Origin of the sequence: Microbulbifer sp. MKSA007 (assembly GCA_032615215.1) — a bacterium.
In the GTDB taxonomy this organism is placed as follows: domain Bacteria; phylum Pseudomonadota; class Gammaproteobacteria; order Pseudomonadales; family Cellvibrionaceae; genus Microbulbifer.
Window position 1 is genome coordinate 4,943,346 of record CP128433.1, and the last position, 13,133, is coordinate 4,956,478.

Consider the following 13,133-nt stretch of genomic DNA (forward strand, 5'->3'; position numbering starts at 1 on the left):
TATCGCTATCAAACTTTAAAAGAACTGTCAGTCCACAGAGGAACAAGCATAGAAAATTGTTGAGAGCAAAACTGGGATTTTCAGTCGTTAACGCAAAAAATACACATTAAAAGACAGAAATAGACAACTTTTATTCCATAAGCCCATCAAGTTCGAAACTGTCACCACTAATAAAAGCACAGGCAGTTGCATATAAATTAAGCAGAAGCCTGACTTTCTCTCTCTGTTTGCGCATAATCCATACCGTAATACAGCAGCAGACAGAAAATAATTGTGAGGCTGAAAGAGTGGACAATGAAAACCCCAAACTCCGCGAAGCGGGGCTAGGTATTCCCGCCGCTGCGGTAAAGGCCCATCTGGTTGGTGCACAAGCGACCGGACTGGATTGCCAACAACTACTCATCGATAGCGGAATCGCCCCCGCCCAGCTAGATGATCCCGATAGCCGCGTTGGCCGGGAGCAGATGGCCAACTTGTTACGCCTTGAGTGGGATTTTCTGAACGATGAGTCAGGAGGATTCCTGGCGCGCCCTTGGCTGCCGGGCACTTTTGCCATGATGGGGCACGCTTGTATCACCTGTCCCAACCTGCGCCGAGCCCTGCTTCGCTCTAGCCGCTTTATCAGCATGGTGAGTGACGACTTGCACATCAAGCTGGTCGAGGATGGTGAAGAAGCTCGACTGATCATTCACCACACCAATGAAAAAAATTGCCCAACCAAATTTTCGTCGAATCTATCGCGGTAATCTGGTTGCGCTTTTTTAGCTGGCTGATCGACCGTACCATTCTATTAGAGCGCGTTCTTCTGGCGTTTCCCCCGCCCGACTACAACGAAGACTACAGCGATATGTTCCCTTGCAGGCACTACTTTAACCAAGGTGAAACCTGCCTGGTATTTAACACTCGCTATTTGCAAATGCCCCTGGTACGCGATGAGCAACAGCTGGCAGACTTCCTGTCCCGCGCCCCCGAGTGCCTGTTGACCCAATACAAATCCGACCACAGTTTCACCGGTCGTATTCGCCGTATGCTGCAACAGCAAAATAGTATCGAAAATCTGTCACTGGACGATGTCGCCGCACGCTTGTACACATCTCCACAGACACTGCGCCGCCGCCTCAAAGAGGAGGGCAACAGCTGGCAGGATATTAAAGACTCTGTTCGACGGGATATGGCGGTTTACCAGTTAAAACAACAGGAAACCGCTGTAGCTGAAATTGCCGAGCGCCTGGGCTTTTCCGAACCCAGCGCTTTTAATCGCGCATTTAAAAAGTGGACAGGGCTAGCTCCCGGAGCTTACAGGGATAAATTCCGTAGTTAAGGCGACACTAAAAATCCCGGTCAAAAGACCGGGATTTTTTATAAATGAAATCTACCTTGGAAAATATCCTTTAAAGGGACTCCCGTATCCCGGCTACTCCTGAGAGTTTGTCACTACCCGGATACTAACTCGCTCAACATTAAGGGCTTTTTGGTCCCTCTTCTCCGCCATATCTTCCGGGACAAGCTTAGCTGAGCCCATTCCTGTTGCAGTGATACGATTTGCCGCTATCCCCTTCTTCAATAAAAGCTCTTTCACTACATCCGCACGTTCTTGGGAAATTTCCTGCTCTGCAATTTCATTACCCTCACCTTTTACATGCCCTTCAATAGCAATGGTTAAGTTGGGGTTGTCCTGCATGATTTTTGCCAGAGCATCGATATCCTCAGCTGCAGGGTTGGTGATTTTTGCGGTTCCCTTTTCAAAGTTCACCCGCATGGGGAATTCCCGGTCGGGATTGTCTGAAAAGCTCTTGAGATAATCACGCAAATTACTGGAAAAGTTATCGGGGCCCAGTTGCGCTTCCTCTTCCGCTTTCTCAAGGGGGAATCCCCTACCGGCTGTGAAGCGGACTCCATAAAGCTCGCTTCCTGGGAAGTCATGGAAGGATTGCTTACTGAATTTTCCTTTTTCCCTTTCAACATACACATATTCAATGCGTAGAGAACCACAAGTACCAACAGCAAAGGAAAAAACCAACTGCTGAAACTAACCGGTTTACGTTTTTCTTCGGGCCCCTGAATTGCTGTAGCCCGAGGTTCCTGGGGTTTGGCGTGGCCATGGGTAACCAGAGCGTCTCCCAGCTTCCCAAAATCTGGAACGTCGATTGCTTGGAGAAGGTTATCCGGTATATACCCCTGTAAATGCTCCCGCTGCCCAATCAGGAATGAAGCCAAGTCGGAAACATCCATTTTTTGAACTTTGGCCTGGCTTTGCATCAACGAAGTAACTATCGGTGCGGATACACTCAATAGATCTCCGCCCTCTTTCCCCAAATTATTCGCTGCAACTTCCAGGACCTCTTTTTTACGACTGCTGAAAATTTTTTCCAGCATTTTCTCACCGATGTCTGTAATTGACTTCAACTTTTCTGGTGAGGAAATAGCGGTGGCAAATTTAGACAAATCCAGCGCTTCACTTTCAGAAATTAAATTAAATAAATAACCCATTCCCGTCTTGCTACTAGCCCTGTTCAACATACCAGCCAGTATGTAAGCAACACCTGAGCAGAGTGCAGCTTCACCTTGCCCTGCCGGCAAATTCAAAGCCTTTGTCAGCGCATCAATACCCCCGGAGCCCAATTGGCCGGTAGCCATATCCAAAACATTATCCGCCATAGCCAAACCTCGCTCACCACCTCAGGGACCGTCAAAGTACATTTATTTGTCCGGGGTCACCTGTGTGTTACCCATTCAAATTTTTCTCAGCTGCCCTGTATCACCCATTACCCTGCCTGACATGGGATTCCTCCAGCCGCAAAGATAATTTAAGTGCCAATTTACCGTGCCAAAATTTCAATAGATTTAGGCGCCTTACTTGAGTGTACGGCAGTACCTCCACATGGTTAGGTTAATTTGGAATAAATAAAAAGATATTTGACTAGGAATTTTTCGGTAGCACCTGGAAGCTGAGTCATCTTCCGTGGCAATTTTTATCATTGAACCCAAGCTGCACCGCACTATGGTAATAAGCGAAACCATAAAATAAAAAGAGGCTAAAACCGTGCCAACCGAAGCCTACATCTACGATGCTATCCGCACCCCGCGGGGCAGAGGCAAATCCAGCGGTGCCCTTCACGAAGTCAAACCTATCACCCTGCTTTCAGATCTCCTGAAAGAATTACAGACCCGCAATAGATTCGACACTGCCAAAGTGGACGATATCGTTATGGGCTGTGTTACACCGATCGGAGATCAGGGTGCCGATATCGCAAAAGTGGCAGCTTTAGCTGCCAATTGGGACTGGGATATCGGTGGCGTAACTCTGAATCGCTTCTGTGCCTCCGGTGCCGAAGCGGTCAATCTCGCCGCTACCAAAGTTCGCTCCGGGTGGGAGCATCTGGTAGTGGCCGGAGGTGTAGAGTCCATGTCGCGGGTGCCCATGGGCAGCGACGGCGGCGCCTGGGCGATGGACCCACGCACAGCAATAGATACTGGATTTGCACCCCAGGGCATTGGCGCGGACTTGATCGCTACACTCGGCGGATTTTCCCGCGAGGATGTGGATAACTTTGCGCTGGACTCTCAGCACAAGGCGGCAGCCGCCTGGAAGCGCGGTGCTTTCGAAAAATCTGTGATTCCCGTACGCGACCAAAATGGCCTGACCATTCTCGATCACGACCAGCTGGTGCGCCCAGATGCGTCCATAGAGGCCCTGGCACAACTCAAGTCGTCCTTTGCCGGGATGGGTGACCTGTGCTTCGACAGCATTGCCATATCCCGTTACCCACAGGTCGAATCAATCAACCATGTTCACACTGCGGGAAATTCCTCAGGAATCGTCGATGGCGCAGCCGCCCTGCTGATCGGCAGTGAACAGGCCGGGCGGGATCTGGGGCTCAGCCCCCGCGCCCGTATTGTCTCCGCTGCGGTAGTGGGCACTGAGCCCACTATCATGCTCACAGGCCCCGCGCCCGCCACTCGCAAAGCCCTAAAGGCCGCAGGCCTGACGGTGCAGGATATTGACCTCTTTGAGGTGAATGAAGCCTTCGCGGCAGTGGTGATGCGTTTCCAACACGAGTTGGACGTGGACCCACAAAAACTCAACGTTAACGGCGGCTCAATCGCTATGGGCCACCCCCTCGGCGCGACCGGTGCAATGCTGATCGGCACAGTATTGGATGAGCTGGAACAACGGCAACTTCGCTACGGCCTGGTCACACTATGTGTGGGCGGCGGTATGGGTGTAGCAACCATTATCGAAAGAGTTTAGGGGGCAGACTATGAAATCCATTCGCCTGGAAAAAGACGATCACAATATTGTCCACCTGATTATGGACAACCCCAATGCCTCAGCCAATGTGATGGATCGGGATTTTACCGAGTCGCTGAGCGCAGCGGTTGAGCAACTTAAGCAGCAAGAATTTTCTGGAATTATTGTTCGCTCCACAAAAAATACCTTTTTTGCCGGCGGCGACCTCAAATCTTTATTTGCAGCAAAAATTGAAGAAGCTAAACCTTTCTTCGAATCCTGCGAATCAATGAAAGCCAACCTGCGCTGGCTGGAAACCCAGGGTAAACCCGTCGTTGCTGCGATTAATGGCACAGCTTTGGGCGGTGGCTGGGAAATTGCCCTCAGCTGCCATCAGCGCATTGTTATCGATAGCACCGCAATAAAACTGGGATTGCCTGAAGTCACATTAGGCTTACTACCTGGTGGTGGCGGCTGTGTACGTATGCCCCGCCTTTTAGGCATCCAGGAGTCTCTACCCTACTTACTGGAAGGAAAACAGGTGAGGCCGCAACAGGCTCTCAAAGCCGGTCTGGTACATCAGCTCGTTACCAGTGAAAGTGAATTACTAGAGAAGGCTGTCTCTTATATTAGAGAGAATAGTGAGCAACCTGTTGCTCAGCCCTGGGATCAACCGGATTATCGGATGCCGGGAGGGGACGCAAAGAACCCTAAAAATGCGCAGTTACTGATGATCGCCCCAGCAATGCTGGAGAAAAAAACCAAGGGATGTCTGCCGGCCCCAGAGTCGATAATGGCAACCGTCGTCGAAGGGTCAAGGGTCGACTTCGAAACTGCTACGCGAATTGAGTCCCGACACTTTGTAGGCCTCGCTTGCGGTCAGGTTGCCAAAAACATGATCGGTACTTTCTGGTTTGCACTCAACGAAGTCAAAGCCGGAGCATCACTGCCCGCCGCCGCCCGCGATCATAAAACGTCGCCCATGCAAAAAATTGGCATACTCGGCGCCGGCATGATGGGCTCAGCCATTGCCTACGCCTGTGCCAGTAAAGGTGTTGATGTCGTATTAAAAGATGTATCCATGGAAGGTGCCTTAGCCGGCAAACAATATGCAGAGAAATCCCTGCAAAAACGCTTACAGCGGGGTCGCATTACCGAGGACAAGGTCAATCAGATCCTCTCCCGTATCACGCCCACAGACAGCAATACCGACCTGGCTGATTGTGAATTGGTGATAGAAGCAGTTTTCGAAGACCGGGAACTCAAGCGTAAAGTTACCCAGGAAGCCGAACCACAGCTGCCGAAAAATGCAGTATTTGCTTCCAATACTTCGACACTGCCGATCACTGGGCTCGCTCAAGCTTCCGACCGTCCCCAGCAATTTATCGGCCTACATTTCTTCTCCCCTGCCGACAAGATGCCACTGGTGGAAATTATCTGTGGGGAGCAAACCAGTGATGAGACTCTCGCCCAAGCCTTCGCCTTTGTATTGCAGATTGGCAAGACTCCTATCGTTGTTAACGACAGCCGTGGCTTCTTCACCTCAAGGGTATTCGGCTGCTTTACCAATGAAGGTATCGGCATGCTTAGCGAAGGGGTTAATCCCGCCACCATTGGAAATGCCGCAGCCCTAGCTGGCTTCCCAGTCGGCCCTCTAGCTGTTAGTGACGAGGTCTCCCTAACGCTGATGAGCCGGATACGCCAGCAGACCATCAACGACCTGCAAAAAGAGGGTAAACCCGCCCCCACGCATCCCGCCGACGGAGTGATCGACCGAATGCTTGAAGTTGGTCGCGCTGGTAAGGCTGCAGGTGGCGGCTTCTATACTTACCCTGAGGGCGGGAAAAAGCACTTATGGAGTGGCCTTGAGAAGGAGTTTCCCGCCAAAGAGGCACTGCCGATAGAAGATGTGAAGGAACGGCTGCTGTTTATTATGGCTCTGGAGACACTTCGCTGTTATCAAGAGGATGTGCTACGCAGCGTACGAGATGCCAATATTGGCTCTATCTTCGGTATCGGCTTCCCACCCTGGACCGGTGGTGCATTGCAATACATCAGCCAGTTTGGCCTGAAAGCGTTTACCCAACGCGCCCAGCAACTGGCTGATGCCTATGGGGATCGATTTGCCCCGCCAGCAATTTTGCTGGATCTGGCAGAGTCAGGAAAAGCTCTGGCGGACAACCCTTAACCCAGGGGTTTGAGCGATGTAAACAGGCTTTTAAAATCTCGCTGTTTACATCGCCAATCAAAACACTGGTTCAATTTTTCAGTAATAAAATGCGGTGGTGTAAGGATGGTACCAAGAACTGTTTACAACGAAGATCACGAACAGTTTCGAGAAACTTTACGTAAATTTTTAGAAAATGAAGCTGTACCCTACCACCATCAGTGGGAAAAAGATGGTCAGGTAGATCGTAAACTGTGGAATAAAGCTGGAGAAATGGGCTTTCTGTGTCCACAAGTTGATGAAAAGTATGGTGGCTTGGGGCTGGACTATGGCTACAACTCCATTATTGATGAGGAGGTAGCCCGAGCGGGACTTTCCGGTATTGGCTGGGGCCTGCACTCTAATATTGCAGTGCCCTACATTATTAATTACGGCACGGAAGAACAGAAGAAAAAGTACCTACCCAAATGCATTAGTGGTGAGATGATCACCGCTATCGCCATGTCCGAACCTGGTGCAGGATCGGATCTCCAAGGCGTGAGAACCACAGCTGTGCGCAAAGGGGATCACTATCTGCTCAATGGTTCCAAGATTTTTATTACCAATGGACAGCAGGCAGACCTGGTTATTGTCGTGGCCAAAACCGACCCTCACGAGGGGGCCTCTGGAGTCAGTTTGCTGCTTGTGGAAGCAGATAGCCCTGGATTCAAGAGAGGCAGTAACCTAGAAAAAATAGGCATGAAGGCCCAGGATACTTCAGAGCTGTTCTTTGATGATGTCAAAGTCCCTGCGGAAAACCTTCTCGGTGGAGAGGGACAGGGATTTATTTATTTAATGCAGGAATTGCCTCAAGAGCGTTTAAGTGTGGCAATTTATGCAATAGCTAATGCAGAAGCAGCACTGCAATGGACGATTGATTACGTACGGGATCGCAAGGCTTTCGGCAAACCCATCTCTGCCTTCCAAAATACACAATTCAAGCTGGCTGAGCTGGATAGTGAGTTAACCGCTCTTCGGGTATTTATCGATCGCTGCTTGGAGCTTCACTATAAAAAGGAACTCGACGTTGCAACTGCAGCGAAAGCCAAGTTATTGAGTACAGATTTCCAATGCAAACTTTTGGATGAATGTGTTCAGTTACATGGCGGCTATGGCTATATGTGGGAATACCCCATCGCCCGGTCTTGGGCCGATGCTCGTGTAGCACGTATTTATGCCGGAACCAATGAAATTATGAAATTAATTATTTCCCGAGACCTCCTGCGCGATGACTAAATTAAAGTGCTAGATTGAAATTTCTGTTCTCAATTAAAATAATGAAATAAAAAGTGAAACAGCAAACGAAGAATCACTGCGCCCCTCTTGAGGGGCTAAAAGTACTCGACTTTTCTACCCTACTTCCCGGTCCCTATGCCACTATGTTATTGGCAGACTTGGGCGCAGAAGTACTAAGAATCGAGTCTCCCACACGGCCAGACTTACTACGGGGCTCTCCCCCTTTAGTCGATGACACGGCTTCCCTATCCGCCGCCCACGCAACCATTAACCGCAACAAACGCTCCCTGGCGATCGATCTAAAAAATCCAAAGGCGCAAGCGGTGATTCACCGACTGCTTCAGCAATACGATATTGTGATCGAGCAATTCCGCCCCGGAGTGATGGATAGGCTGGGCCTTGGCCACCAAAGCTTAAGCCAACAGCGCGCAGACATTATTTACTGCTCGATTACCGGATATGGACAGACTGGACCATTAAAGCAACGTGCTGGGCACGATATCAATTATCTCGCACTATCTGGCCTGGCCAGCTATTCCGGCAACCGTGACCATGGCCCCTGCCTGAGCGGCACACAGATAGCAGACATCGCCGGCGGTTCACACCATGCGGTTATGTCGATACTGGCTGCGGTATATCATCGCCAGAGAACCGGTGAAGGCAGTTATATCGATATCAGTATGACGGACTGTAGTTTCGCGTTAAACGCAATTAGTGGGGCCAATGCACTGGCTTTAAATACCGATCCCAAGCTGGAATCCGAACTGCTAAACGGTGGAAGTTATTATGATTACTATCGCACGGCAGATAACCGCTATCTTTCTGTGGGAAGTTTAGAGCCACAATTTGCTGAGCAATTTTTAACAAAAATAGGCCGAAAGGAGTGGCTGGCTCGCATTATCCAAGACGGACAACAAGAAACACTTAAGAAAGATATTGCAGCAATTATTGCCACAAAAAGCCAGAAAGAATGGATTGATATATTTCAGGATATTGATGCGTGTATTGAACCCGTACTTAATTTTACAGAAGCTGCTGATAGCGATCTTATCCAATCCAGAGAGATGATCTGCTCTGTGAATGGAGACATTAAACAGATCAACACGCCCTTTAGATTTAACGGCCAAAAGCCCCACTTATTTAACCGAGGGGCAGCTCTGGGAGAACACAATCACGTTGTGCTGGGTGAGCTCGGCTTTAGCGCTGAAGAAATTGAAGAGCTTTGCGATGTTCAGGGTGTCACTCATTAATCACCTTGAACAGGGTTGCTAGAGCAGTGATAGCTGCCTTTAGCTGCCACCTCCACCACAGCCCCCGCCGCAGCTGCCTCCAGAGTCTGAAGAGGAGCCGCCACCCCAAATTCCAGAGAAGGCACTGCCGGAAGTTCCGCCTTGACAGCTCGCGGCACAACCAATGTGACTGGCACAGTGATCCGCAGCGGGACTATTTCTCGATCGACAGTTTAGCGAATAATGAAATCCATCTTTAATCCCCAACTTTTTATCAATTGAGAAAACCAGAGGTAACGATTTTGGCTTGGAAGGACTTATACCACTACGAACACAAGCAATTCGCCACACTCTCTTAATCCCCTCACTAGCTGTATCCCTATCTGGCATAACTTCATTGGGTGTGTGGTGCAGAAAGTGTCCAAAAGATTTATTACAAAAATTTCGATACATCTGTGTGCTTAATATAAATTCATGCCAAGCGACATCAATCACTTGAGATGGCATAGCGACCATTTGTCTACCAGCCGTTTGGCAGATAATAAAATATTCCCTTAACCCATCGAGTACCATACCCAGCTGCTTGTTGCTGAGATGAGGGTATTTTTTCTTCACTCTTTGTTTGAGAGACGGATGGAATTGATAGTCTCTTAAAAATCGTTCCCGCTGTGATTTTCGGTAAAAGAAAAAAAGCATAGTACTTACGATCAATAGACAAATTGCTATAAAACCTTCAGATACCATAGTAACCCCCGCTTATAAACACTTATTGCTCTAAATCAAGTCGTAAAAATGCATCATCTCAATGTAATATCAATAATACTCTTATACCACTCTATTTTAAGAGTTGAGAGTACCAAGTGAGCGCTTTTAGGTTGGGGCTTGAAGTATTTTTGAATCTTTATTAAGCTAACACTTAACAACTTTTCTTTTTGGAGCTATCTACGCCAATGAATTAAGCCTTGCACACACTGGAGATAAACCGGTTTCTTAAGAGGCCATCAATTCCCGTGCAAGTGGCGTACTCCATTCTCTACAACTTTCTCTCAAGATCATGGTATTGCGCCACCCATTCCGACTACCGGAGGGTGACATGCAGAGCATTTGTTCTATAAAAAATCTTTACTTAAACGTCCCTGAGAAATCTCTATTTAAGGGGATCCATCTTGACTTCCATTCTGGATTTACTGGCTTAGTGGGAAATAATGGCAGTGGAAAATCGACTTTTTTAGAGGCTTTGATTGGGAAACTAAAGCCTGAACAGGGAAGTATTACTTGGTATACGGACTACCTTAAAGTGGATCAAGTGAGCAGCAATTCCAACAAGAGAATTGTAGATATATTCGACCCTACGGGCCTCTATGACTGTTTTTCACGTATTGAATCTGGCAATCAGAGTGACGAAGATCTGATACGTGTCTCAGATTCATGGGAGCTACCTACAATTTGGCAACAGCATTTATACAGCGCCGGAATAAATCTCACGTTAGACACTCCTATCGGCAATCTTAGCGGCGGTGAAAGAATCCGACTGGCTTTAATCAATGCCTTCTCTTATAAAAACTACTATCTGCTACTGGATGAGCCTAGTAATCACCTAGATTCAGACGGTAGAAAATGGTTACAGCAGAAAATTAGAAACCATTCTGCCGGAATCCTAATGGTCAGTCATGATCGAAGCTTACTCCAACAAGCTGACACGATAGTGGAACTAGATTCAGGAAAAATACGCACATATGGTGGCAACTATTCACACTACAAGAAAGAAAAAGAGATACAGAGACAGTCTGTAGAAAAGAAAATTGAAAGTACCAAAAAGAATATAAAAAGCCTAAACAAACTTAAGCAAAGTTCTGCTGAAAAAACTACAACCAGAAAAAACCAGGGTAAGAAGTTAAAAGGTTCCCAATGTAAATCGCTACTAGATGCGAAAAAAGATCGTGCAGGGCAAAGTTTAGGCAAGCTGACTAGAAACCTGGATCGTCAGCACCATAAGTTAAAGCTAGATTTAGAAAGTTGCCAAAAGGACTATAAGAGTCATAAGCTCCCAAATATGCAACTTAGCAAAACAGGGCTAACGGGTGGTATTCGTCTGCATGTTGAGGATCTCAAACTGCCCTACGGTATTCAGAGTGATCCCATATCACTTACCATGCACAGTGGCGATCGCTGGCATATTTGTGGCGCCAATGGTAGCGGAAAGACAACGCTACTAAAGATCATTGCTGGTCGAGTTAAACCTCGCAGCGGTTTGTGTAAAACTTTTGGCAGCTGTTTTTATCTGGATCAGAACCTAAGACAACTAAATGGAAATCTATCTGCCCTGGAGACTTTATCCCGCCTGCACCCTGATAAAGATACCAACTTCTGGCGCACAGCCCTAGCCACAATGAATATTCGAGGTGATTCTGCACTTCGCTCTACCAATACTTTAAGTGGAGGGGAGCGACTAAAGGTTGCTTTACTTGCCGCTACTCGTGGCACTGAGGCACCAGACCTGCTACTACTGGACGAACCGGACAATCATTTGGATCTGGAGTCGCGTATAGCGCTAGAAACTGCGCTGGTAGAATACCCCGGAACATTTTTATTGATCTCCCATGACTCTACTTTTGTAGAAAATGTGGGAGTGAATAGAAGGATCTATCTATAGGCATATTAAGACCTAAATAAAGGAAGTGAGATGTGAAAACGCTGCGCTTGCTATTAGGAGATCAATTGAACCAAAAACACTCCTGGTTTAGAGGTAACCAGGAGGATAAGATTTACTTTATGGCTGAAATGCGCCAAGAGACCGATTACGTTGTTCACCATATCCAAAAAATCGTTGCCTTTTTTGAAGCTATGCAGATTTTCTCAGAGTGGCTTAAAAATAGGGGCTGTAATGTCATCTACTATCGAATAGACAATAAAAACAACAAACAAAACCTTACAAAAAATATCGAAGATATTATTAGAAAACACAAAATTGAAAAATTTGAGTACCAACTTCCCGATGAGTACCGACTAGATCAGCAACTATTACAACTAGAGAAGAGACTATCAATAGAGTTTCAAGCCTACGACACTGAGCACTTTTTGACCACCCGAAAAGAGCTGGCAGACTTCTTCCAGGGGAAAAAATCTCTACTTATGGAAAGCTTCTACCATTATATGCGGAAGAAGCATGACATTCTGATGAACAATGGAAAACCTGAAGGGGGAAAGTGGAATTTCGACCAAAGCAATAGAAAAAAATGGAATGGAAAGCTGGGCAAACCCAAGCAGGGAAAAATAACAAGTAATGTCACTTCAACTTTATCCCGTATAAAAAAGTCTGGAGTTAAGAGTATTGGAGAGATTGATCCAGAGGATTTTATATGGCCAACCAGCAGGGAGGAATCTATAAAACTACTTCGTCATTTTTGTAAACATCTACTTGCTCATTTTGGCGATTTTCAGGACGCAATGGATCCAGATGAAGCCTTTCTTTATCACAGCCGAATTAGCTTCTCCCTAAATAGTAAACTCATATCTCCAAAAGAGGTTATCGATACAGCGATAAAATCTTGGGAAGATGGAAAAATTTCAATAGGACTTAACCAGATTGAAGGTTTTGTACGCCAAATATTGGGCTGGCGAGAATATATGCGCGGTGTCTACTGGATGTCTATGCCCAGTTATGAGCATCAGAATAAGTTGAAGAATAAAAATAATTTGCCAGATTTTTTCTGGGATGCCAAAACGTCCATGAACTGCCTTCACAACACTATCAGGAATAGCTTGGAAAATGCCTATGCTCACCATATCCAAAGGCTTATGATTACCGGTAATTTTGCGCTACTAACACAAACTGACCCTGACCAGGTGGAAAGTTGGTATCTCGGTATTTACATAGATGCTATTCAGTGGGTTGAAATGCCTAACACCCGGGGAATGAGCCAGTTCGCCGATGGTGGATTGGTTGCAACAAAGCCCTATATTAGTAGTGGCTCCTATATCAACAAAATGAGCAACTATTGCAGCGACTGTATTTATGACGTCAAACAACGAACTGGAGAGAAGGCCTGCCCATTTAACAGCCTCTACTGGAATTTCTTAATTGAAAAAAGAAAAATGCTAGAGGGCAATCATAGAATGACAATGATGTTCAGCCTTTTGGATAAGCTTGATAAGAGTGAAGTGACAGCAATAAAAAAAAGGGCAAAGCAATTTATGACAAAAAAATCGTAATCTCTATATAAATCATAAA

General features: G+C 47.0%; 11 protein-coding genes. 8 read left to right on the forward strand and 3 right to left on the reverse strand.

Features of this window, described 5'->3' with window-relative positions:
- Window positions 1-287 precede the first annotated feature (287 nt).
- Both QT397_24965 and QT397_24970 read left to right on the forward strand, forming a co-directional pair.
- Window positions 288-746, forward strand: a complete 459-nt coding sequence (locus QT397_24965; GenBank protein WNZ56052.1) for an AraC family transcriptional regulator ligand-binding domain-containing protein — start codon at window positions 288-290, stop codon at window positions 744-746.
- Complete coding sequence (locus QT397_24970; protein ID WNZ56053.1) at window positions 710-1,321, forward strand: helix-turn-helix domain-containing protein; 612 nt, start codon at window positions 710-712, stop codon at window positions 1,319-1,321. The genes QT397_24965 and QT397_24970 overlap by 37 nt, the downstream gene beginning before the upstream one ends.
- Window positions 1,322-1,414: 93 nt before the next feature.
- On the opposite strand, the gene QT397_24975 is transcribed toward QT397_24970, so the two are convergent.
- Window positions 1,415-1,759 (reverse strand): OmpA family protein, encoded by a 345-nt coding sequence (locus QT397_24975; protein ID WNZ56054.1) that lies wholly within the window; start codon window positions 1,757-1,759, stop codon window positions 1,415-1,417.
- The gene (locus tag QT397_24980; GenBank protein WNZ56055.1) at window positions 1,750-2,658 is read right to left on the reverse strand and encodes a DUF937 domain-containing protein; all 909 of its coding nucleotides are present in this window, start codon (window positions 2,656-2,658) and stop codon (window positions 1,750-1,752) included. Before QT397_24980 ends, QT397_24975 begins: the two co-directional genes overlap by 10 nt.
- Before the next feature lie 385 nt (window positions 2,659-3,043).
- Between QT397_24980 and QT397_24985 the strand changes: the two genes are divergently transcribed.
- The 4 genes from QT397_24985 (at window position 3,044) to QT397_25000 (ending at window position 8,923) form a co-directional block, all read left to right on the forward strand.
- The gene (locus tag QT397_24985; protein ID WNZ56056.1) at window positions 3,044-4,252 is read left to right on the forward strand and encodes an acetyl-CoA C-acetyltransferase; all 1,209 of its coding nucleotides are present in this window, start codon (window positions 3,044-3,046) and stop codon (window positions 4,250-4,252) included.
- A 10-nt stretch (window positions 4,253-4,262) separates the two neighbouring features.
- Complete coding sequence (locus tag QT397_24990) at window positions 4,263-6,419, forward strand: 3-hydroxyacyl-CoA dehydrogenase NAD-binding domain-containing protein (GenBank protein ID WNZ56057.1); 2,157 nt, start codon at window positions 4,263-4,265, stop codon at window positions 6,417-6,419.
- A 105-nt stretch (window positions 6,420-6,524) separates the two neighbouring features.
- Window positions 6,525-7,673, forward strand: coding sequence for an acyl-CoA dehydrogenase family protein (locus QT397_24995; GenBank protein WNZ56058.1), 1,149 nt, complete (start codon window positions 6,525-6,527; stop codon window positions 7,671-7,673).
- A 53-nt stretch (window positions 7,674-7,726) separates the two neighbouring features.
- Window positions 7,727-8,923, forward strand: a complete 1,197-nt coding sequence (locus QT397_25000; protein WNZ56059.1) for a CaiB/BaiF CoA-transferase family protein — start codon at window positions 7,727-7,729, stop codon at window positions 8,921-8,923.
- A gap of 39 nt (window positions 8,924-8,962) precedes the next feature.
- Here QT397_25000 and QT397_25005 read toward each other — a convergent pair whose 3' ends face one another.
- The gene (locus QT397_25005) at window positions 8,963-9,646 is read right to left on the reverse strand and encodes a hypothetical protein (protein ID WNZ56060.1); all 684 of its coding nucleotides are present in this window, start codon (window positions 9,644-9,646) and stop codon (window positions 8,963-8,965) included.
- Window positions 9,647-9,995: 349 nt separating this feature from the next.
- Between QT397_25005 and QT397_25010 the strand changes: the two genes are divergently transcribed.
- Window positions 9,996-11,555 (forward strand): ATP-binding cassette domain-containing protein, encoded by a 1,560-nt coding sequence (locus QT397_25010; protein ID WNZ56061.1) that lies wholly within the window; start codon window positions 9,996-9,998, stop codon window positions 11,553-11,555.
- A 32-nt stretch (window positions 11,556-11,587) separates the two neighbouring features.
- Entirely contained in the window at window positions 11,588-13,114 is a 1,527-nt protein-coding gene (locus QT397_25015; protein ID WNZ56062.1) for a cryptochrome/photolyase family protein, read from the forward strand.
- The last annotated feature ends 19 nt before the right edge of the window (window positions 13,115-13,133 follow it).

What these genes read in the sequence shown, in the direction of transcription:
- QT397_24995 (WNZ56058.1), top strand. Translation starts at nt 6,525, where the DNA reads ATGGTACCAAGAACTGTTTACAACGAAGATCACGAACAGTTTCGAGAA.
- QT397_25010 (WNZ56061.1), top strand. Translation starts at nt 9,996, where the DNA reads ATGCAGAGCATTTGTTCTATAAAAAATCTTTACTTAAACGTCCCTGAG.
- QT397_24990 (WNZ56057.1), top strand. Translation starts at nt 4,263, where the DNA reads ATGAAATCCATTCGCCTGGAAAAAGACGATCACAATATTGTCCACCTG.
- QT397_24975 (WNZ56054.1), bottom strand. Translation starts at nt 1,759, where the DNA reads ATGCGGGTGAACTTTGAAAAGGGAACCGCAAAAATCACCAACCCTGCA.
- QT397_25005 (WNZ56060.1), bottom strand. Translation starts at nt 9,646, where the DNA reads ATGGTATCTGAAGGTTTTATAGCAATTTGTCTATTGATCGTAAGTACT.
- QT397_24980 (WNZ56055.1), bottom strand. Translation starts at nt 2,658, where the DNA reads ATGGCGGATAATGTTTTGGATATGGCTACCGGCCAATTGGGCTCCGGG.